At 36.8% G+C, this 21,369-nt stretch carries 18 protein-coding genes and 1 pseudogene; 2 read left to right on the top strand and 17 right to left on the bottom strand.

What is annotated here, in order from left to right; translation table 11 throughout:
• Positions 1 to 16 precede the first annotated feature (16 nt).
• From I5677_RS01695 to I5677_RS01670, 6 genes are all read right to left on the bottom strand, one after another.
• Positions 17 to 2,290 (bottom strand): hypothetical protein, encoded by a 2,274-nt coding sequence (locus I5677_RS01695; protein WP_197659816.1) that lies wholly within the window; start codon positions 2,288 to 2,290, stop codon positions 17 to 19.
• 34 nt (positions 2,291 to 2,324) lie between these two features.
• The gene (locus I5677_RS01690) at positions 2,325 to 3,146 is read right to left on the bottom strand and encodes a carbohydrate ABC transporter permease (protein WP_197659866.1); all 822 of its coding nucleotides are present in this window, start codon (positions 3,144 to 3,146) and stop codon (positions 2,325 to 2,327) included.
• Between the two features lie 264 nt (positions 3,147 to 3,410).
• Complete coding sequence (locus I5677_RS01685) at positions 3,411 to 4,265, bottom strand: carbohydrate ABC transporter permease (protein WP_197659815.1); 855 nt, start codon at positions 4,263 to 4,265, stop codon at positions 3,411 to 3,413.
• Between the two features lie 58 nt (positions 4,266 to 4,323).
• Positions 4,324 to 6,552 carry an ABC transporter substrate-binding protein gene (locus I5677_RS01680; protein WP_197659814.1) on the bottom strand — a complete coding sequence of 743 codons (2,229 nt, stop codon included), beginning with the start codon at positions 6,550 to 6,552 and terminating at the stop codon, positions 4,324 to 4,326.
• 33 nt (positions 6,553 to 6,585) lie between these two features.
• Entirely contained in the window at positions 6,586 to 8,814 is a 2,229-nt protein-coding gene (locus I5677_RS01675) for an ABC transporter substrate-binding protein (RefSeq protein WP_197659813.1), read from the bottom strand.
• Between the two features lie 12 nt (positions 8,815 to 8,826).
• Positions 8,827 to 9,084, bottom strand: coding sequence for a hypothetical protein (locus I5677_RS01670; RefSeq protein WP_197659812.1), 258 nt, complete (start codon positions 9,082 to 9,084; stop codon positions 8,827 to 8,829).
• Between the two features lie 119 nt (positions 9,085 to 9,203).
• On the opposite strand from I5677_RS01670, the gene I5677_RS01665 reads away from it, so the two are divergent.
• Complete coding sequence (locus tag I5677_RS01665) at positions 9,204 to 9,878, top strand: response regulator transcription factor (RefSeq protein ID WP_197659811.1); 675 nt, start codon at positions 9,204 to 9,206, stop codon at positions 9,876 to 9,878.
• 59 nt (positions 9,879 to 9,937) lie between these two features.
• Entirely contained in the window at positions 9,938 to 11,227 is a 1,290-nt protein-coding gene (locus I5677_RS01660) for a sensor histidine kinase (protein ID WP_197659810.1), read from the top strand.
• A gap of 17 nt (positions 11,228 to 11,244) precedes the next feature.
• Here I5677_RS01660 and ligD read toward each other — a convergent pair whose 3' ends face one another.
• From ligD to I5677_RS01610, 11 genes and pseudogenes are all read right to left on the bottom strand, one after another.
• Positions 11,245 to 13,710 carry a DNA ligase D gene (gene ligD, locus I5677_RS01655; protein ID WP_197659809.1) on the bottom strand — a complete coding sequence of 822 codons (2,466 nt, stop codon included), beginning with the start codon at positions 13,708 to 13,710 and terminating at the stop codon, positions 11,245 to 11,247.
• 3 nt (positions 13,711 to 13,713) lie between these two features.
• Complete coding sequence (ku, locus tag I5677_RS01650) at positions 13,714 to 14,487, bottom strand: non-homologous end joining protein Ku (RefSeq protein ID WP_197659808.1); 774 nt, start codon at positions 14,485 to 14,487, stop codon at positions 13,714 to 13,716.
• Positions 14,488 to 14,911: 424 nt separating this feature from the next.
• Complete coding sequence (locus tag I5677_RS01645; protein ID WP_197659807.1) at positions 14,912 to 15,424, bottom strand: ferritin; 513 nt, start codon at positions 15,422 to 15,424, stop codon at positions 14,912 to 14,914.
• A gap of 40 nt (positions 15,425 to 15,464) precedes the next feature.
• Entirely contained in the window at positions 15,465 to 15,752 is a 288-nt protein-coding gene (locus I5677_RS01640) for a desulfoferrodoxin family protein (RefSeq protein WP_330617777.1), read from the bottom strand.
• Between the two features lie 6 nt (positions 15,753 to 15,758).
• Positions 15,759 to 15,851 (bottom strand): annotated as a pseudogene (locus I5677_RS17475) (hypothetical protein); the annotation flags it as partial.
• A 44-nt stretch (positions 15,852 to 15,895) separates the two neighbouring features.
• Complete coding sequence (locus tag I5677_RS01635) at positions 15,896 to 16,054, bottom strand: rubredoxin (protein ID WP_197659805.1); 159 nt, start codon at positions 16,052 to 16,054, stop codon at positions 15,896 to 15,898.
• A gap of 188 nt (positions 16,055 to 16,242) precedes the next feature.
• The gene (locus I5677_RS01630) at positions 16,243 to 16,638 is read right to left on the bottom strand and encodes a DUF2177 family protein (protein WP_197659804.1); all 396 of its coding nucleotides are present in this window, start codon (positions 16,636 to 16,638) and stop codon (positions 16,243 to 16,245) included.
• A gap of 17 nt (positions 16,639 to 16,655) precedes the next feature.
• On the bottom strand, positions 16,656 to 17,414 hold the full coding sequence (locus I5677_RS01625; RefSeq protein WP_243456457.1) for a DUF1295 domain-containing protein: 759 nt from the start codon (positions 17,412 to 17,414) through the stop codon (positions 16,656 to 16,658).
• Between the two features lie 19 nt (positions 17,415 to 17,433).
• Complete coding sequence (locus I5677_RS01620; protein WP_197659802.1) at positions 17,434 to 18,369, bottom strand: DUF523 domain-containing protein; 936 nt, start codon at positions 18,367 to 18,369, stop codon at positions 17,434 to 17,436.
• 377 nt (positions 18,370 to 18,746) lie between these two features.
• Complete coding sequence (heR, locus tag I5677_RS01615) at positions 18,747 to 19,529, bottom strand: heliorhodopsin HeR (RefSeq protein WP_197659801.1); 783 nt, start codon at positions 19,527 to 19,529, stop codon at positions 18,747 to 18,749.
• Between the two features lie 29 nt (positions 19,530 to 19,558).
• Positions 19,559 to 21,364, bottom strand: a complete 1,806-nt coding sequence (locus tag I5677_RS01610) for a DegV family protein (protein WP_197659800.1) — start codon at positions 21,362 to 21,364, stop codon at positions 19,559 to 19,561.
• Positions 21,365 to 21,369: the final 5 nt, after the last annotated feature.

The raw sequence follows: 21,369 nt of genomic DNA, 5'->3' as shown, positions 1-21,369 counted from the left end.
AACTCCCCTAACTGTTTTACTTAATTCGTACCTTATCGCCGGCTCGAATGTATTTACTGCTATCCGTAATCACATTCGAATTTCTGGATAAGGCTCCGTCCACAGCCACTGTATAATTGTTTTTATCTAAAACTTCAACACTAATACGGTCTGCTATCATTTCTGTTCCAAGAATCCCTTCTTGTTCTCTCGTAACCAAAACATAATGACCTGTATTATCCTCACGAAGAGCCTGTATCGGTATACACAGATCATAAATCTCTGACTGGCCAGTAATTTGCAGTTCTGCCTTTTGTCCCAAATAATAATCACCTTTTGGCAGACTTGTCTTTAATTCCGTTACCCCATTTCCATTGGTGGTAACACTTATTATGTCGACCTCCATGCCTTCATTTTCCCCTGCTATGGCTACCTTTACATCATCACCAACAGCCACATTAACGGCTTTTTCTCGATCAAAATCTGCTTTGAACCAATAATCTCCTACGCCAATTTTTATTAGTTCTTCACCTGATGTAGTCATTCCCTCCTCTAACCCCACTGATAATAGGATACCTTCATAAGAAGAAGTAACTTCACCGGAGCACTCCAACAGCTGATTGATTGCTTCTAGTTCCTTTTCTTTTTGCTCCAAATCAATTTGATAGCCTTGCATGTTTAGCTCTGAGATTTGTTTGCTTTTTTCATATAATCTCAGCCGATCTGCATCGTTTTGCTTTGCCGTCTCATACTGTAATTCCATTGTTTCCACTGCCTGCTTTGCTACCCTAACCGCTTCCTTTGCCGATTTTACTGCCTGTTTTTTGCCTACCATGAGCTCTTGATAATCAAAGGATCCGTCTTCCATTCTTTGAATGACTCTTTCTAATTCTTTCAACTCTTCCGACAAATCCGCCTTCTCTATTTCACTTTCCTTCTTTAACGCCTCATAATCTTCTTTCGCTCTTGTAAGTGCCAGTTCTTTCGAAGTGATATCCTTCTCAATCGCCTTCGAATTGTCGCCAAGTAGAAAATAATATAAATCCATCCAGGCAGTTTCAGAATCGGACTTATAATCAAATTCATAATCGGCTCCATCATTGGATGCAAGAACCGATAACTGAAATGCCAATAGATAATCCCTGAGTTTATTATCCTGTTTTCTTAACTTACGAAGTTCATTCCCTGAAGCAGTTAATACTTTCTCCAGATTAATTATCTCTGCTTCATACTCCTTCTGCTTCGCTATGTAATTTTGCCTCGCATAATTATAATTCTCAGTCAGCCTGCGTATATTATCTTCTGAATGAATGATCGGGTCTGTACTTTTAACCGCTCTTTGTAGTTCTTCATTGGCAGTACTCTGTAAATCATCATAATATGATATTATATACTGTAGGAACAGCAGGCTGTCGTTATCTCCTTCTACTGTAAGTGCTAAGGTTAAAACTGCGTCCTTATGTTCGGTATAAGCATCTTCTCCGCCATAGTAAGCTTGAAATATTGCCTCCTCTGCATGAAAAAGAGAAAATTTGTCTTCACTTATCACGGCCTTCTGATAGCTTTCGATTAAATGTTTTATATGCTCTTTTAATTCCCTGGCCTGTGATAATGCAGTCTTAGCATCCTCCACAGCTCTAAGAGAAAGTATAAGCTGTTTCTCCTGTAAACGTAACATGGTTTCCTGATTTTTTATGGCTAGCGCATACTCTTTTTTCTTGTCTTCAAGCAGCTCTTCTCTTGTTTTATGATAGCTATCCTCATAATCCCTCTCTGCTGCTTCTAAATTCATGTTAGCAACCTCTAAATTTGACTTAGCCTGTTTAAGGGAAAGCAAAACTCCTCCTGTTGTTTCAGCAATGTTAGCTGCCTGGCTTAGCTGTTCTCTCCTTATCTGAAGCTTTAACTTTGCAATCTCCGTTTCAAGGATACTATATTTATTTTTTATGTCTTCTTCACTATAACGAAATAATAAGGTATTCTTACTCACTGGTACCCCGGGAGAAACATATATCTTATCAATACGATAACCCGGCGCTACATTGATACACAGTTCCTCTGCCTTAATAATCTGCCCTATCCTTGTGAAATCATAAGTCAGCTTATTCCTTCTCGGGTTATCAACCATCACCTGAGTCACTGTAATGGACGCCGCAGCCCTGGATAGGACGGTGAAGATTAGCATGATAGCAAAGAATAAAATTAGCATCTTCCCTGCCACATGGGAAACAGAAGATTTTTTGTTACTTCCATTATTCACTAACGTCTTCCTATATTCATTTCTTAATAAAGTTTTTATTCTGTGAATCATAGAAATCTTGTATCTCTCCTCTCGCTTCTATAAGTTATTCCTTGATTCCTGTTACCATAATTCCCTGCTCCAGATATTTCTGCCCATATAGAAAAAGTAATAATGCAGGTAAAAGCATTACAACCGATGCAACCAGAGAAATTCCCGCCTTCTGAACGGATATCCCGGGAAGATATAAGGTTAAGGGCCATAAGCTTGTTGTTTTTATAAAATTAAGCGGTTGCTCTATTGCATTATAAAGCTCCAGAAAATCTAAAATCATCGCAGATATAATTCCACCCGCCCCCATAGGGATTCCGATATTGATGAATAATTTCCATTCACCTGCTCCGTCAATTCTGGCTGCCTCAATTAAAGACCTTGGTATGGCTTTAAAGAATTTAACCATGATAAATACCGGAAAGGTCGAGAAAATCGCCGGTATAATAATGGCAAGATGGCTATCCAACAGATGAATGCGATCTAAAACCAGATAAGTGGATACCATTGTTACCTGAAAAGGCATTACCATCAAAATGATGTATATTGTAAAAATAATCCTCTTCCCTTTAAAATGAAATCTTGCAAAGCTCCAGGCTGCCGGGACTGCAATTAATAACTGTCCTAGGAGGCTAGGAAATACCTGCTTACAAGAATTCCAAAACACAATAAAAAACTTTGGAGAATCAAGAAGAAGTTCTATATAGGAACGCAGGGTAGGATATAACGGCAGAAAAGGCCAGGATACTTTACCTGTAGTATCATTTAGTACCGTCTTAAAGTTCCCGGAAAATTCCCCCGAACCCATAAAAGAACCGGTAATGACAAACCACAATGGAAGTACTGTAAGTACTGACAATAGGATAAGGATTATCATATTAAGTTTCCTTTTACACCATATAAATAATCTTTTCACTTTAACCTCCAAGTCTATTGTAAATTCGTCAAATCAAGTCGATGTACTTACATACCAATTTTCTTTTCGAAATCTTGTTAATCAATATTCTCATAACGATAATCATTTGAATTACATCAACTTCAATGCATATCCCGTTAAACTAATTCATACATTCTTTGATTCAAAATTCATTTTGTAGAGATTTCATAAGTCAATTCACAATCTATTACATGTAGGTAGCATTTATTCAATATCTAACTTACGATCTACTTTGGTATCTATTCTCTGTAGTATCAGTATGATTGCCACAATAATCAACGCCAACATAACAGCTGCAGCACTCATTTTTTGAATATCCAATTTCGTAAACCAATTGTTAAACAGGTGTTGAAGCATATAGATATTATTATCCCTTGGATATGCACCTGCAATTAAATATGCTTCTCGAAACACTTTAAATGAATTTAGTATGGACAATACAGTTACGATAAAAACCGTAGGCAGCAATCCGGGTAAGGTGATATACCAAAACTTTTTCCAAGCATTCGCCCCATCTACGGCGGCAGCTTCATACATAGTTTGTGAAATTCCATCCAGTCCTGCAAGCCAGAGCACCATATCATAGCCAATATTCTTCCATATATAACTAAATACCAGTACCGGGAAGGCTTTGGTACTCATCCAGTCATATCCCTCTAAGCCAATCACTGAAAGAGCTCCATTTAACAGGCCATTCTGATGAAAGACAACCTTCCAAAGGAATACAACCGATGATACCGGAATGGCCAATGGGATAAGAAAAGAGGTCTTAAAGAAGCTTCTGTGTTTTTTCAAGTTATTTATCATTACTGCCAAAACCAAAGACAAAAGCAAAAGTATTGGTACACAGATAATGATAAATCTTGAAGTATTTTGCGCAGCTATCCGAAAAGCCTCATTATGAAGCACATTCATATAATTGTCCATTCCAACAAATTTCCCACCCATAGCTTCCTTGAACGATCTCTTGATTGCATCTGAAAACGGAATCAGTACAAAGAAGATAACGCCTAGAAAACTAGGTGCTAAAAACGCCCATGCCTTTCTATTTTCTTTCATCTTTCACTTCCATTCCTAAGTAATCAATATTCGTATACTTATAAGAGCTATTGATAGATCATTCACTTATATAGGTACTAATACTGCTTACTGCATTTTTCGCTGCCTGCTCTGCTGTAATATCACCTCTTAGATAACGCTCTGCCTCATCTAAAATCATGTTTAACATAGTGGTATCATTCATCATTGGCTTTGACAAACTGCATATTTTTTCATATATTTTTTTCCTTAACGATGATGTCGGATAGTCAGCTCTGACTTCATAACCATCTTCAAATCCGAGAACCATACCAATTGATTGATCTTTCTGTATCCATCCGTCCATAGCTTTTGTGTTTAGTGGGAAACCATCCTCCAGCGCTAAACTTTGTACTTCTTCTGAGTACAGCAATTGGATGAATTTTTTCGCCAATTCTTTCTGCTGCCCTGCACTGTTAATGCCAATGAGAGCACTTGCTGCAAAAGTTTGATTCATCGCATTATAGGTTCCCTTCCACTGACTCGCTGCTACCAATGGTATTGCAAAATCAGCGATTCCATTCATCAAACCTATATTACTTTGTATTAATTTTTTATGTACATCCCCGACTGCACTTACCCAATAACCATATTCGACATACCCTGTGGATTTACCCAAATGGTCTAAGACTGCATCGTCAGAAGCTCCAATGTTAGAAGCTATAATATTCATAGCTTCTAAAAAATCCTGAAGCATTCCTTCATCGATAACATTCTTATCATTCAAAATCTGATCATAATAGATCAATAAAAACCAAGCTGCCAAGGCCCGATAATTACTTTCATATAGTAAAGGTATCTCTTGGTTACTTTTAGTATAGTCAGCAAGCTCCTTTATTGAACCGGCAAAATTCACAGCCTCCGCATTACCATAAATAATTGGAAACTTAAATCGAACCGGCATAGCATAAACCTTACCATCATCGATATAATTATCTGCGATATTTTCTATAAGTTCTCCGTTTTCCAACATTGGAGTAAAGATGCTACCCATATCCTCAAGAACACCCTTTTCTATATAGGAATCGATCGGTAGACCGTCTAACACTAAGATATCCGCTCCTTTTGACGACAAGAGTTCCGTATTCAAGGTTTTGATATAATCCGTGTCCGTTACTGTTTGTTCCGGGTCTTCAATTCCATATGTATAATATTTACCCTGATCTTGTTTTGCTACCCGGTAATTAACAAACACATCCGGATGGCTTTCACGAAACATCGCTATTGCCTGACGGATCGTCTTGCTATCCGTCAAAGAAAAGATCGAAAGCTCGACCGAAGGTATCGTACTCAAGTTTTCATCATAATATAAATACTTTATAACCGCTTTATTGGTATCCTGATACACACAGTAAAAGTCATCCTCGGCTCCTACAATAAATTTAGAAAGGGTGAGGGATGGCATATTCAGACTGCTTTGATTGCCATCCACGATGGTTTCCCATAGGGAGCTTCCCTCCTTATTTAGGTGTATTCCGGAGGTATCACAGAAATATGCCGTTGTACTGTCATACTCTAAGATGCCTATATTCGATAAATCAATCTCGATAGCTCTGGGTGTTCCTTCTTCTTTGGTTTCCATATTAATGGTCAATAATTCATCATTATTTTGACTTGTATAGTATAGGTTATTCTCTTCCACCGTGATTTTAGCGTCATAACTACTGGTAAGCTCAGCTTCTACTGACTGTCCATCCGACGAATATACTTCAATTTCTCCCCTTAGATAACTAGCGGCTATCATACCATTCTTAAGAACTTTTATAATCACCGGCCTATAGAACATATCAAGGTCTGTATATTTCTCCTCAAATTTTTTAATTTCTACCTTCTCATATTCTCCTTGGTCAGAAAGTCTATAGAATGCATTCTTATATCCTGTGGAGTTACCTAATAAATACTGTCTCCCATCCTCACCGTAAAATACATCTGTAATTCGCATCGTATTGGTTCTATTAAAAACTTGTAACTCATCTGCATTTTCTTTGGTCCATTCTTTATCGGTATACACATATTTTTCATAAAAACCAAAGTTATTATATGTATATAGCTCTATAATTCCATAGGGAGTAACCGTAAGAGAGATATAGTCGTCCGGATCTACTTCTTTTGGAAAGTCAATTGTCTCTTCCACATATCTTCCAATAGTGATTTTATCTTCTACAGTGATATTCTCCTTCTCCTTATCTCCTTTACCTCCATTGCTACATCCTGATAGAGTTAAAAGCAGTAGTAAACAACTCATTATGATTGATATTTTCTTTTTCATACTAAAACTCTCCTATTCATTGCTCATTTTTACTTATTCATTCAAATAGGTATTGATACTGCTTACTGCATTTTTCGCTGCCTGCTCTGCTGTAATATCACCTCTTAGATAACGCTCTGCCTCATCTAAAATCATGTTTAACATAGTGGTATCATTCATCATTGGCTTTGACAAACTGCATATTATTTCATATATTTTTTTTCTAACCGATGATGTCGGATAGTCAGAAACAATTGTATAACCATCGTCAAATAAGATACTCATACCCATTGACTGATCTCGCTGTATCCATCCGTCCATAGCTTTTGTATTCAATGGGAAACCATCCTCCAACTCAAAGCTTTGCACTTCTTCAGAGAACAACAAATGGATGAATTCTTTCGCTAATTCCTTCTGTTTCCCTGCACTGTTAATGCCGATGAGCGCACTTGCTACATAAGTATGATTCATTGCATTATAGGTTCCCTTCCACTGTCTCGTTGCTTCCAATGGTATTGCAAAATCAGCGATTCCATTCATCAAAGCTATATTACTTTGGATTAATTTCTTATGTAAGTATCCCATTGCGCCTACCCAATATCCAAATACTGTATGTCCTATGGACTTATTCATATGATCTAAAGTTGCATCGTTAGAGGCTCCAATGTTAGAAGCTATGATATTCATAGCTTCTAACAAATCCTGAAGCATTCCTTCATCGATAACATTCTTATCATTCAAAATCTGATCATAATAGATCAATAAAAACCAAGCTGCCAAGGCCCGATAATTACTTTCATATAGTAAAGGTATCTCTTGGTTACTTTTAGTATAGTCAGCAAGCTCCTTTATTGAACCGGCAAAATTCACAGCCTCCGCATTACCATAAATAATTGGAAACTTAAATCGAACCGGCATAGCATAAACCTTACCATCATCGATATAATTATCTGCGATATTTTCTATAAGTTCTCCGTTTTCCAACATTGGAGTAAAAATGCTACCCATATCCTCAAGAACACCCTTTTCTATATAGGAATCGACCGGCAGACCATCTAACACTAAGATATCCGCTCCTTTTGACGCCAAGAGTTCCGTATTCAAGGTTTTGATATAATCCGTGTCCGTTACTGTTTGTTCCGGGTCTTCAATTCCGTATGTATAATATTTACCCTGATCTTGTTTTGCTACCCGGTAATTAATAAACACATCCGGATGTTTTTCACGAAACATCGCTATTGCCTGACGGATCGTCTTGCTATCCGTCAAAGAAAAGATCGAAAGCTCGACCGAAGGTATCGTACTCAAGTTTTCATCATAATATAAATACTTTATAACCGCTTTATTGATATCCTGATACACACAGTAAAAGTCATCCTCGGCTCCTACAATAAACTTAGAAAGGGTGAGGGATGGCATATTCAGACTGCTTTGATTGCCATCCACGATGGTTTCCCATAGGGAGCTTCCCTCCTTATTTAGGTGTATTCCGGAGGTATCACAGAAATATGCCGTTGTACTGTCATATTCTAAGATGCCTATATTCGATAAATCAATCTCAATTGCTCTGGGGGTTCCTTCTTCCTTGGTTTCCATATCAATCGTGAATAACTCATCTTTGTTTTGACTTGTATAGTATAGGTTATTCTCTTCTACCGTGAATTTAGCGTCATAACTACTGGTAAGCTCAGCTATTACTGACTGTCCATCCGACGAATATACTTCAATTTCTCCCCTTAGATAACTAGCGGCTATCATACCATTCTTAAGCACTTTTATAATCAGCGGTCTATAGTACATATCATACTCAGCATATTTCTCCTCAAATTTTTTTATTTCTAACTTCTCATATTCTCCTTGGTCAGAAAGTCTATAGAGTACATTCTTATATTTTGTGGAGTTACCTAATAAATACTGTCTCCCGTCCTCACCGTAAAATACATCTGTAATTCGCATCGTATTGGTTCTATTAAAACCTTGTAATTCATCTGCATTTTCTTTGGTCCATTCTTTATCGGTATAAACATATTTTTCATAAGAACCAAAGTTCTTATATGTATATAGTTCTATAATTCCATAAGGAGTAACCGTAAGAGAGATATAGTCGTCCGGATCTACTTCTTTTGGAAAGTCAATTGTCTCTTCCACATATCTTCCCATTGCGATTTTACCTTCTACAGTGATATTCTCCTCCTCTGTTTCTCCTTTACCTCCATTGCTACATCCTGATAGAGTTAAAAGCAGTAGTAAACAACTCATTATGATTGATATTTTCTTTTTCATACTAAAACTCTCCTATTCCTTGTTAACTTTATTCTCACTATTCTTTTCAGTAGCTTCTAAATGATCAACCTGTTTCCAGATTATATTTTTACCAAGTAATCTCTCCAATATAGGCCTCATTCCTAAAGTCATAGTCATATGTAATTTTAAGTATAAATTTTTTAACATTGTATTGAACTTTAATCCTTGAACAAAATTATCCCTTGTAATTATTTTATATTCTTCTTGTGTATCCTTCCTCCTGATTATAACAATTAATTTTCCAATCAATCTCTAAATATGGAAATATTTTTTAGATATTTATTAGAGAAATCCCAGATATAATGTTATAATAGTGTGATATACCCTTATAAGCTCTAAGTTTCTTGGTATGATTGGAGGAATTTACAATGAAAGTTTTGCTGATTGAAGATGATAAGGATCTATGTCAGGCCCTAAGCTTTACGCTTAAGCAAAATGGATATATCGTAGATACCTGTTTACGGGGTGACGAAGCGATTTATTACGGCTCTTCTGCCTCCTATGATGTGATTATATTAGATCGTATGCTTCCCTATTTGGATGGATTAACGATTTTACAAGTTTTGCGTAAAAACAATATAACAACTCCAATTATTTTGGTTACTGCGATGAACGGAATTAACGATCGAATTGATGGCCTGGATGCCGGTGCAGATGATTATCTTGTTAAGCCCTTTGACACCGGTGAGCTGCTGGCGAGAATACGTGCTTTATCAAGACGTCCCAGAACGATTGAGAGTAATACAATCCTTAAGTTCTCCAATTTTTCATTGGATACTGAACTACATACCTTAACGGCTGAATCAAAAACCGTCACATTATCGAATAAAGAAACCTGCTTATTAGAATATCTAATTCGAAATCGTGGGCAAATACTTACAAGAGAGCAGATCCTTACCAGAGTATGGGGACTTGATTCTGTTGTGGAAGACGGTAACTTAGACAATTATATCTATTTTGTCAGACGAAGACTTAAGACAGTGAATTGTAAGGCACGCATTAAGACAATACATTCCGTAGGCTATCAGCTTGAGGAAATATAGAAGTTAATAATACTATGTAATGGAATTATTATCAGCAATCTATTAGATTGGAGGAAGATATGTTTAAATCACTAAGGAATAAGTTGGTCATTCTATATTCTATGTCTACAGGATTTATTCTGATTATTGTTATTATCGTCCTTCTAGTATATACCGAGAAAGAAATAGCAGAAAAAAGACTGGCTACATTTCATAATAATGTTAGTACAATCACCAACAAACTTCAATTCGAGAATACCATAAATCATTCCTGGCTTTCCCAACTGGAAAAGAAAAATAACCTACTCATGCATATTGAGGACAATGGAATTCCTCTAACATATAAGGGTGTTTTATTAACGCCGACAAATCGTAATCAGTTAATGCAGCAACTTACTACTCTTGCTTTCGAGAATGGGATAGATATTAAAAAAAATCCTATCTTCTATCAAACGACTAAAAGTAACATTTTTACGATAAAAGGAGCAAAAGATGAGATTTATTATGGCTGTGCTGTTATTATCCCCACAGATTCCGGTTGGAGAAGTCTGTTATTACTTCAATTTTTACCAAATTATTCCTCTGTGATTTTTAAACAGCGCATTCTATTTTGTCTATTAGCCTTCGCAGGAATCATCGCACTATTCCTCGTAAGCCTAAGCTTTGTAAGCCGCATCTTAAAACCCTTGGAGGAAAGTAACCGTAGGCAAACCCGTTTTATTGCTGCTGCCTCTCATGAGTTACGCTCTCCTCTGTCAGTCATCCATGCAAACAATGCGGCCATTACAGATGCCTCCCAAAATTCACAGAAATTTATTAATGGAATTGATAAGGAATGCAAACGGATGTCCCGCTTAATCGACGACATGCTCCTTTTAGCCTCCATTGATGCAAAATCCTGGCACATGAAAAAAGAGCCGGTTGAAACCGATACTCTTTTACTTGAAACCTATGAGATGTTTTTACCCTTATTTCGGCAAAACGAACGAACTCTTACTATAGAACTTCCGGAAAGGGAGCTGCCCGTTCTCTATGGGGATAAGGAACGCTTACAACAAGTTTTGGCAATCCTATTGGATAACGCATTGTCCTATACACCAATACATAAACGTATTATTTTGCGTGGATTTATATCTAACAACCATATAAATCTGGAAGTGGAGGATCAGGGCTTAGGAATTGACGATCAGGAGAAAAAATTAATCTTTGACCGCTTTTACCGAGTGGATCAATCCCGGAATGATAAGAAGCATTTTGGACTTGGTTTAAGTATTGCGAAGGAATTAGTGCAGCTTCAGGGCGGTAAAATATCAGTTCGTGATACGGTCGGTGGCGGAGCGACCTTTGTGGTACGCTTTCGGATCATATGAAACTGCAATAATCCTCATTATTTTAGCATTTGATTGTTCTCAAAAAAACCGTTCCAAGGGTCGTCTCCACCGCTTCTTATAAGCGCTTCCTTCATAGTGACGCTGTCTGGTGCCACCGTATCAAGCTCATCCCATGAAATTGGCATAGACACCCTGGCTCCTTTTCTTGCTCTTAGTGAATAGGGTGCAATACTGGTAGCCCCTCTTCCATTTCTCATCCAATCGATGAAGATTTTGCCTTTACGCTTGGATTTTCTTACATTACTGGTATAACGATCCGGCCACTTCTGCTCCATAACCTCTGCTACCCGTCTTGCAAAATCATGAAAAACCTCCCAGGAAGCCACCGGCTTAAGAGGAACAACCACATGATAACCTTTACCTCCACTGGTTTTAAGATAGGAGTTAAGTGATAGTTCAGTAAGAATCCCTCTCACATCCAGTACGCCTTGTCGTACTCTGTCAAGCTCCATTCCTTCATCCGGATCTAAATCAAAAACCATCATATCGGGCATTTCAAGGGTTTCGACACTGCTGCCCCAGATATGAAACTCTAGTGTACCCATCTGAGCTTCCTCTATCAGTCCGGCTGCATTTTCAACATAAAAGTAATCTTCTGTTTCTCCACTACTAGTAGATACTGGATATGCAATTACCTGTTTACTCCCTGGTCCGGGATGTTTTTTAAAGAAGCAGGTCTGGGATATTCCCTTGGGGCAGCGGATCGCACTAAGAAGCCTATGACTCACATACGGCAGCATCCGTATCGATACCTCCGCATAATACCTGATTACCTCTTCCTTCGTGATCTTAGGATCATCGAATAACACCTTATCTGGATTGGTAATCTTCACTCCCTGAATCCTGAGACGGCTGTCTGTATCTATCACTGGCTTTTCCTCTTCTTCTACAGATGACTGAGGTAGAGTTTCTTCCTCTATTTCTTCCTCTGTTTCCTTCTCTGCTTTTTCTCTTCTTACCTCTTTGGGATCCTTGTCCTCTCGCAAGCCTTTATAACTAGCCTGCCTTAACAGATTCTCCTGGGTCCATTCGGCAAATTTTATCTCCGCAACAAATACAGGCTCAAGCCATATAATCCTTTCATCGGCTTTTAGTTTTGGCTCTACTCGGAAAGGTGAAGCCATCCTCTGTATGTTGTCAAATTTCTCTTCCAGTCTCTTCATTTCAGCTTCGCTAAAACCTGTGCCGGCACGTCCTGCAAAAACTAGTTCTTCCTTTTCATAGACACCAAGGAGCAACGAGCTTATGCCATTGGTTCTTTTTTCGGACCTGGTATAGCCTCCGATTACGAACTCCTGCCTTTTATCACATTTTACTTTAATCCAGTCACCGTTTCTTGTTCCGCTATAGACAGAGTCAGCCTTCTTGCCGATAATTCCTTCCATATCTGCCTCACAGGCCACAGCAAAGCTTTCTTTCCCTTTTCCTCTGATATAGCGGCTATAATAAAGGTTTTTGGGAGTATCCTTCATAAGTGTCTCAAGCATCTCTTTTCTCTTGATAAGAGGGCGGTTACGAAGATCTACCCCATCCAACGCCAGAAGATCAAAGACGATATAAGTAAGATTTTTACCTTTCGGGTTTTTCATATAGTTTTGAAGCGCCTGAAAATCGGTCTTACCCGCTGCGTCTGTCACTGCGATTTCATCATCCAGAACCATTGCTCTTCCTGAAGAGAAACTTAAAAGAGAGGATACTATGTCATGAAAGCGATGAGCGAAATCATTCCCGTTCCTAGTGATTAGACGGGCGCTGTTACCTTCCACAAAGGCCATGATTCGATACCCGTCATATTTCAGTTCATAGAGCCAATTCTCATCCTCAGGTATGGTCTTCACTAGCTTAGCCAGCTGCACCTGCGCCACTTGAAAAGGGTTTTTTATGAATTTCTCATCTTCCCCCTTCTCAATTTCCTCCATGGTGCGGCCGGTCCTGATGCTGGTAACAAATCCTGATATCCCGTCAGTATCTTTCACATACTCATCCTTCTCTTTTAGAAAAAGCCAGTTGTCCGCTTTCTCTCCTGGACTCCCTTTTATCCGAATTAGAGCCCACTTTCCCTTAAGTCTTCTACCTTTTAATACAAACTTCAGTACACCTTCTCGCAAGCCTTCTTCCACATTAATATAAGGCTCCCAAAAGCCTTCATCCCAGAGCATAACTACCCCTCCACCGTATTCCCCTTTGGGTATCGTCCCTTCAAAATTCCTATATTCCAACGGATGATCCTCAACCTGTACTGCTAGTCTTCTATCCTTGGTTTTATAGGATGGTCCCTTGGGTACCGCAAAGCTTAAGAGAACGCCTGCCCACTCCAGACGTAGATCGTAATGTTCTCTTCGTGCCATGTGGTGTTGGATGACAAATCTCAGACCTTCTTCTGAGTATTCTGCTTCTCCTTCCGGCTCCAGGGTTCTATCAAAATTCCTTTTTTGATTGTATTCTTTTAATTCTCCTATCATATATTAAGCCGTTTCTTTGTCTGTCTTTGCTTTTTCCACGCTCGCTCTAAGGGCCTCCATAAGATCAATTACCTTACCTTCGCTTACAGGTTCAGCAGCCACAACCTCTTTGCCGGATATTTTAGTCTCGATAAGCTCCCGAAGTCTTGTCTGGTATTCGTCTTTATATTTCGAAGGATCAAAGGGTGTATCCATTGAATTGATTAGCATTTTTGCCATGCCAAGCTCCTGTTCGGATATATTCGGCTTATTATACTGTCTTTGTAGCGCTTTAACCTCGTCAGCATAGTGCATAGTGGAAATGAGCACACCATCCTCCCGCGGTATAATTGCCATCAGTGTATCCTTGGTTCCCAGGACAGTTTTACCTATGGCAATCTTTTGTTCTGCCATCAAAGCAGACCTGAGCAACTCGAAGGCCTTTTCACCTCCTGCCTCAGGGGCCGCCTGATAGGTCTTTTCATAGTAGACAGGGGAAATCTGGTTTAACTGGGCAAAATGTAAGATCTGGATTGACTTTTCTTTTTCTGTTTTAATTTTCTCTATTTCTTCGTCTGTAATGACGACATACTTGTCATCATCATACTCAAATCCCTTAACAATATCTTCACCTTTAATTTCTTTTCCACAATGGGCACAACTTTTCTTGTAACGAATGCGACTATTATCTTCCTTATGCAGCTGATTAAAATGAATGTCGTTATCCTGTGTAGCTGTAAACATCGCAATTGGGATTGCGACCATACCAAACGTTATAACTGATTTTCGTGATATCATAGTAAAATCACCTCCAAATCTTATTGTTTCCAGCGAAACTATTCGTATTCGGTATCCAATCAAAAACAACTATAAAATCCCGGGTATGCTTCTCTCGAAAGAAATTATGAGCGCGTGGGTGAGAATTTTGTCCGAGGTAGGATGAACGAAAGTTACAGTGATGACCGGATATTTTCTACCAGATCCGCATTAATATCCAATTTTATATTTCAAAAATGATTTATAGCACTTAATATATTAAAGATAAAAGCCTACATCAAATTGATGCAAGCCTTTACTGATTATTTCTATTATTTTATAATTACATCTCAATCTATCTTCCCGTATGATCCACCGTATACTCTCAGTATAAATCAGCTTGAACACCGGCTCTAGCTACATATATTCCCCTCTATGAATTAGCAACTATATTATATACTCCGTTTTATAATAGCAAAGACGGTGGATTATAAATTCTGGATTTCATCTCATTATCCAACATAAAAAGTCCTTTTGAATCACCGGCAAATAAATCAAACTTTTTAATATTATCATCGGCATTCTTTTCTTCTTCACCCTGCTCTTTGATAAACCAATCTAAAAATTGCATTGTACGAAAATCTTTTATTTGATTTGCAGCATTGTATATTATATTAATAGAATCTGTTACGTATTTCTCATGCTCGAAAGAAATTATAAGGGGATCTCGAAATGAGATATATTTTTTATCCGGGGCAGCAATTTCTTCTAATACGATACGCTCGCCATTGTTTATCAAATACTGACGAAACAACATTGCATGGTCACGTTCCTCTTGAGCCTGTACATAGAACCAGTTCTCAAATCCACTAAGATTTTGATCTGCATAATAATTTGCCATATCCAAATAAAGATATGCGGAATACAGCTCTTTGTTGATCTGTTGATTTAATAAATGTAGCACTTCTTTGTTTAGCATTTGCTTCATCCTTTCACATGATGATACATAAATATTTAATCTATACCATATCTGTTTTCCATAATCCATGCAAATTACAATATGCATAAACGGCTATCGGCATAGCCTCATCCTTATTAAAGAATACTTCAGGTTTATTACCTGGTTCCAGATATTCAATCCGGAAACCATGATCTGTCTCAAGTACGATCCACTCAATATAATGCTCAGGATTCATGGGGTGTTCAATACTACCTACAGATACGCTAGTTTTGTTACCTTCAAATCGAACAACCGGTAAATGCTTTTCAACAGAAGCTTCTACTGTGTTGGGAGAAATACTCATCATTTTTTCATTACAACAAGTCACCTGTTCTATAGATTTATTAATAAAAACTATTAAATTTCCACAATGCTTACACCTATAAAATTCAAGATTTTTTTTCATTTTTAACCCTCATTCTCTAAATTATTGACTTAACATAGAAATAATTATTCAACTTCAGTAAAGGTTTCTTTTTCAAGACCACATAATGGACAAGTCCATGTATCAGGAAGCTCTTCCCAAGTAGTCCCAGGTTCAATCCCGTTTTCAAGATCCCCTGCAATAGGATCGTAAACATAGCCACATGGGCATTCATATTTTTTCATTAGTTTTTCCTCCATTATTATAATTTTTCAGTTTGCCAAATACATATGCCTGCCAAAAGATTGCTTTAATGATGACATTTTTAATAAGTTTTGCTTGACATATCAAGTTTCTATCTAATTTTATAATTTTTAAACACTTAAGATAAGTGCCATAAGTCATCTTAAGAAATGCAAAAAGCACTCTTTTATTACATTGATTTTATAATCAGATAACTAATTAATGAAGTAATTCCACTTACAAAACTTCCCCATAATAAGTCAACTACCGTAATAAATATGGGCCACTCTTTCACAGTCGCAAGATTTGTAAGGTCGTAGGTTGAATAGGTTACTAAACCAAAGAATGCTCCCATAAGTAAAGCTGAAGACCAATTACCTTTCATAAATGCTGGATTAAGTACAAATACTACAATTCCAAGTATAAAGATGGTATAGAACAAAAACGCAGCAAAAAGATTGACTTTTTCAGCCATTATGTATCCCAGATACTTTTTATAGATTGGCCTTGCTATAACAGAAAGCCAAACCATATCAATGATTAAAAACACCACAAGAGTAATTATGTAATTACGGATAAGTTGCATAATAATTATTACCTCCACTATTTTTTTGGAAACCAGGGTATAAATATACTCGTCTTTTCAGCATATTCTTGATACTCTGGTTTGTTTTTCATTGAATTCTCTAACAGGGGAATTCCAGATACAAAAACTAAAAGCACAGTGATCGTAATTGGGCTGATAATTGTAAGTACCGGCACTCCTAAGCTCAATGCCATTAAATATATTCCCCACCACAAGGTAGCTTCGCCAAAATAATTAGGATGTCTGGTAAAGCGCCAGAGACCATCCATCATAAGCTTACCTCTATTTTCCTGTTTCTTTAAAAAAACTCTCAGTTGATTGTCGCTTACCACTTCAAAGCAAAACCCAGTTATCCAAATTAAGAATCCAATGATAAGTATTCCTAATTGTACTTCATCATTAATATACCGGGTAAAAATAATTGGGAGTGCGATTATAAACATAAAAAACGCTTGTAGCATATAGATTTGAAAAAATGATCTGGGTATGAGCCATTTTCCCCATTCTCTCCTCCAAGCTGCGTACCGAAAGTCCTCTGGCTTTCCTTTATTTCGTTTATAAATATGTATAAATAACCTTAAACCCCAAGTAGAAACACATAGAACAATAAGCCATTGACTTAGTTTGATTTCATCTGTAATCAGAAGTATGTCCCAAGCGACTGCAACGAATCCTAATCCCCATCCTATATCTACAATAGAATTGTTTTTTCTTATCGTTCCTATGATAAAGAATAATAGAAAATAGGCAAAAATAAAAAGCATCGTATGAATCATTGTAATTAATCCTCCTCTCCTAATTGCTTCTTTTATCGCGATAAAGCACAGGAGAAGTGCCAAAAAACACTTTATCTTCATGTGCTTTTCGTTCCATAAGTAACAGTTCTTTTGCAATTGACGTAACATTTCTTTTGATTTCCGGAGCATTTATTTCTTCTATTGATTTTCCTTGAAGTTTTTTATAATATGAATACTGTGCCCATAAACTATTGGTAATTTTTTTTGTATTAGAAGGCTTTCGAAGTAAATCCAAGGCTTCCTTACGAAACCTATCACCAAACTCCTTAACATCTTCTTCTACGATTAATGCAAGATTTCTTCCAATATTTTGAGTCCATTCTTGATTAAGCTCTCTGCATAAGAATTTTGTTTTATACCAAGCCTCATATAATTGGTTTTTCGAATCCAATGGCACATTTTTCAACCAATAAAAAGCTAATAAACGTCTCCTCCAATCCCACCACTTTAGTGGACTTTGTAAATCAGATGCCGGTATTAGGAAAAATCCAAGTTCCAAAAGTTTTGCACCAAAAACACCTGGAGGATTTCCTCTGTTTGTATTTTTTAGGGTTGTCCGGTACACTCCGCAGGAGGGACTTCCGTCCATATACACATATGCTATGGCACCAGCCCTGCTTAAGGCCTCTATACATGCTAAAGCACCTTCTATCACCTTATTAGTAACAATCTCACCTTTACGATTTTTCACTTCAGCATCTCCGGTCCATACTTTAGTTCCATCTCCTCCAGACAGACGTATAGGTTCTCTTAACACTCCTAAACCGGCCATACACTCAGGACAAACAGGACACCATCGAAAATCATTCTTTTCCCGTCCTAGATTTTTAAGTAAATCCCACCCCTTTCCGTTGTATCTTACTGGACTTCCCATACAACATGCACTAACTCCAATTGTTAATTTAGTATGAATAATAATTTCTGTTTTTTCCATAGTACCACTCCTCAGCATTATAGTTTCCAATTAAAAAGTCTCCTTTGATTTAAGATACGCCCTGTTACATAACAGGGCGTATCTTAAGGTGGAAAAAAGGATCACTATGTCATTGGGGGGGAGACATAAGTATATGTTAGTAGATATTCTCTACATAGTTATACTATAATAATAAACCCATGAATAAAAGTGCCTTTCGTCATTATTCACAGTGCAAATGGCACTGATATCTCATGTTCAGAATTCTGTAATACAATATATACTTATTGCCATCATTATTCATTCTTATAATAATGGTTTATGTAATTAAGTAAGCATCTAGTGGTTATCTATTAATTCATGGTCTTTCTTATAGTATTATCTCTCATACCACTTAATTAATTAGGTTGCATAACACCGGAAAAAACAAGCCATGCTAATATTGATTTTGCAACCAAGCTTAAAACAATGTAAATTTTCTCACCATACAGATAGTTCTTCCATCTTCCAACCTTAAGATACTGAAGAACCATATTAATCGGAAATAGATTAAAGAATATAAAGTAGGAAGAGACAATGGCATATACAAACCATGGAATTTTATCCGGTTCACTGTTACCAAATGCATATAGCAGTATTACAATCCAAGGAGCAATACCGGCGATTGTTCCATATATAAAAGGACTCCAATCAGATTTTTTTGTAAACTGATTTATCTTTTCCATTAATAAACCAAATAAGTTCATAGATGCATTTACTGCAAAGATTAAAATTAATGCACCAATATCATAAACCCCAAATAAAACCGAGATTAGTACGATCATAATAGAAGAACTGATAGAATATTCATACCATCGGAAATGATTAATTCCTTTCTCCAGTCCTCTGTTATATATTCCATTGGTTCCGGGTAAGACAATAATAAAATGGGCTATTGCAGAGACAAATAAAAAGGCAGAAACCAAAATACCAAATGGTAAATGAAATAATTCATTCACATCAGTAACCAGGCGCATTTGATTTGTATCAAAGGTTAAATAGTATGATAAAATAGCTGGTGTAAAGCTTTTAACCTTTTCTATATTCAATGATACAAAAAGCATAAAACAACCTTGGAGGAAATGTAGTATTCCCATAAAAAAATTAAACCGTCTTAAAGATGATAACTCAATAATCTTCATAGTAATTCTCCTTTATCATTATAGTAATATTAATTTTCAGTAAAGCAGACTGCAACACACCCTAAACCGGAATGTATAGCTACGACAGAAGATATTTCTGTAATAAACTCAGGTTCTTTACCAATCATTTTCGTTAATTCACTTTTATATTCCATAGCTAATTCCAGATTATCTGCATGTACGATACAGTAACTCTGAATTCCTTTTCTGGCAATCGTTGATTTTATGAGGTTGAATATTTTCTTTGTCATACCCTTCTGACTAAATCCAACACCAAAAGCTGCCCCTTTTCCGTTCCTATCTATTGTCATGATTGGTCTTAGGCCCAACTTCATACCAACCTTACCTACTGTGTTGGGTACACGCCCACTTCTTACTGCATATTCCAGGGTATTCAGACATACATAGATATAAGTCTTGGGAATTTGTTCTTTTACCTTTTTAGCAATCTCTTCATAAGATAAACCATTATTGAGTAGATTGGAAGCATATTTTACCAGTAAGCCTTCTGCACCGGAATTCGTTTTTGAATCAATCAATGTTATCTTTTTTTCAGCATCCTTTATCTTTTTAATTTCTTGCTGTATTGTCTGATATGTACCACTCAACTCACTTGAAACTGTTATGAAAATTAAATAATCATAGGTTTCTAATAAGTTATCAAGAAAAATAGAAACTCTGCCAGGTTCCGGTTGAGAGCTCGTTGGATAACTTTCAGCATCTTTCATAAGATGAAAAAGCTGTTCCAACTTAATCGTTGACTTATCCAGATATACGGAATCATCAATAAGCAGCCCCAATGGTAATGTATGTATTTGATGTTTTAATTTATAGTCCTCCGGTATATCAGCAATTGAATCTGTAACTATTCCAATCCTACTTAATTGTCTTGTTTTTATACTATTTTGAAGATGCATGTTATCAACTTTATGTTCAATGAATGTACCAAAGGGTCGCAAACTTTGTGCCACTATTTCTGGTACATCTGTATGAATATGAATTTTTACTTTATCCTGAAACGATGTAATTATCAAAGAATCACCCAACTGGTTGATTTTGTCCCGAATTATTTTTTTTAAATCTTTGCGTATAGGTACGATATCCTTTTCGGATATATCCATAAAAAATTCAGTACAATATAGATAGTTACTTTGCTCATGGTTACTGAGATTAAAACTGTCTTGTACTTCATTATCACTTTTAACTTCTTTTTTCGCCAAATAATAATAATTAATTCCATTTAAAAATCTTACAAAACCATCCGCTCCAGAGTCTACAACTTTATTTTTTTTAAGCACTTCTAACTGTGATGTTGTCATTTTCAGCGAATTTTGAGCTGTTAGGTAAGCATTAGCAAAAAGGTCTTTGAAATTATCGTAATTTTGAAAATTTTGATATAAGTAATTAGCCCAATCCTTTATTACACTGATCATGGTACCCTCTATCGGCTTTTCCACAGCCTGATAAAGATAAGAAACTGCTTTATAGGCTATGCTTGAAAATTGTTCCAAAGTCACTTCCTTATAGCTACTTCCCTCAGAGGCAATACCATTTACGTAAGATGCAAATAAAATACCAGAATTACCTCTTGCATTGGCTAGACCCGCCTCAGAAATAGCCTGAAGCATTCCTGAAAATGTATTAACCTTTATTGGTTTTTCTACCATTGCCTTTAGTGTTATAGATAAGTTAGTGCCGGTATCACCATCAGCAACGGGGAACACATTAATCGCATTTAGATACTTCTTATTTTGGTACACCTCCTGAAACCCAAAATAAAACCATTGTAATAAAACCTTACCATCAACAAATTTTTTCATTTGTGTTTTCTCCATATCTG

The sequence above is a fragment of the Mobilitalea sibirica genome, assembly GCF_015999265.1.
Taxonomy (GTDB): Bacteria; Bacillota; Clostridia; order Lachnospirales; family Lachnospiraceae; genus Mobilitalea; species Mobilitalea sibirica.
This window is presented reverse-complemented; position numbering and strand designations above follow the sequence as displayed.

Excerpts from the sequence above, each read along its gene's own strand:
- I5677_RS01695 (WP_197659816.1), bottom strand. The coding sequence starts at position 2,290 with ATGATTCACAGAATAAAAACTTTATTAAGAAATGAATATAGGAAGACG.
- I5677_RS01690 (WP_197659866.1), bottom strand. The coding sequence starts at position 3,146 with ATGATAATCCTTATCCTATTGTCAGTACTTACAGTACTTCCATTGTGG.
- I5677_RS01685 (WP_197659815.1), bottom strand. The coding sequence starts at position 4,265 with ATGAAAGAAAATAGAAAGGCATGGGCGTTTTTAGCACCTAGTTTTCTA.
- I5677_RS01680 (WP_197659814.1), bottom strand. The coding sequence starts at position 6,552 with ATGAAAAAGAAAATATCAATCATAATGAGTTGTTTACTACTGCTTTTA.
- I5677_RS01675 (WP_197659813.1), bottom strand. The coding sequence starts at position 8,814 with ATGAAAAAGAAAATATCAATCATAATGAGTTGTTTACTACTGCTTTTA.
- I5677_RS01665 (WP_197659811.1), top strand. The coding sequence starts at position 9,204 with ATGAAAGTTTTGCTGATTGAAGATGATAAGGATCTATGTCAGGCCCTA.
- I5677_RS01660 (WP_197659810.1), top strand. The coding sequence starts at position 9,938 with ATGTTTAAATCACTAAGGAATAAGTTGGTCATTCTATATTCTATGTCT.
- ligD (WP_197659809.1), bottom strand. The coding sequence starts at position 13,710 with ATGATAGGAGAATTAAAAGAATACAATCAAAAAAGGAATTTTGATAGA.
- ku (WP_197659808.1), bottom strand. The coding sequence starts at position 14,487 with ATGATATCACGAAAATCAGTTATAACGTTTGGTATGGTCGCAATCCCA.
- I5677_RS01645 (WP_197659807.1), bottom strand. The coding sequence starts at position 15,424 with ATGCTAAACAAAGAAGTGCTACATTTATTAAATCAACAGATCAACAAA.
- I5677_RS01640 (WP_330617777.1), bottom strand. The coding sequence starts at position 15,752 with ATGATGAGTATTTCTCCCAACACAGTAGAAGCTTCTGTTGAAAAGCAT.
- I5677_RS01635 (WP_197659805.1), bottom strand. The coding sequence starts at position 16,054 with ATGAAAAAATATGAATGCCCATGTGGCTATGTTTACGATCCTATTGCA.
- I5677_RS01630 (WP_197659804.1), bottom strand. The coding sequence starts at position 16,638 with ATGCAACTTATCCGTAATTACATAATTACTCTTGTGGTGTTTTTAATC.
- I5677_RS01625 (WP_243456457.1), bottom strand. The coding sequence starts at position 17,414 with ATGATTCATACGATGCTTTTTATTTTTGCCTATTTTCTATTATTCTTT.
- I5677_RS01620 (WP_197659802.1), bottom strand. The coding sequence starts at position 18,369 with ATGGAAAAAACAGAAATTATTATTCATACTAAATTAACAATTGGAGTT.
- heR (WP_197659801.1), bottom strand. The coding sequence starts at position 19,529 with ATGAAGATTATTGAGTTATCATCTTTAAGACGGTTTAATTTTTTTATG.
- I5677_RS01610 (WP_197659800.1), bottom strand. The coding sequence starts at position 21,364 with ATGGAGAAAACACAAATGAAAAAATTTGTTGATGGTAAGGTTTTATTA.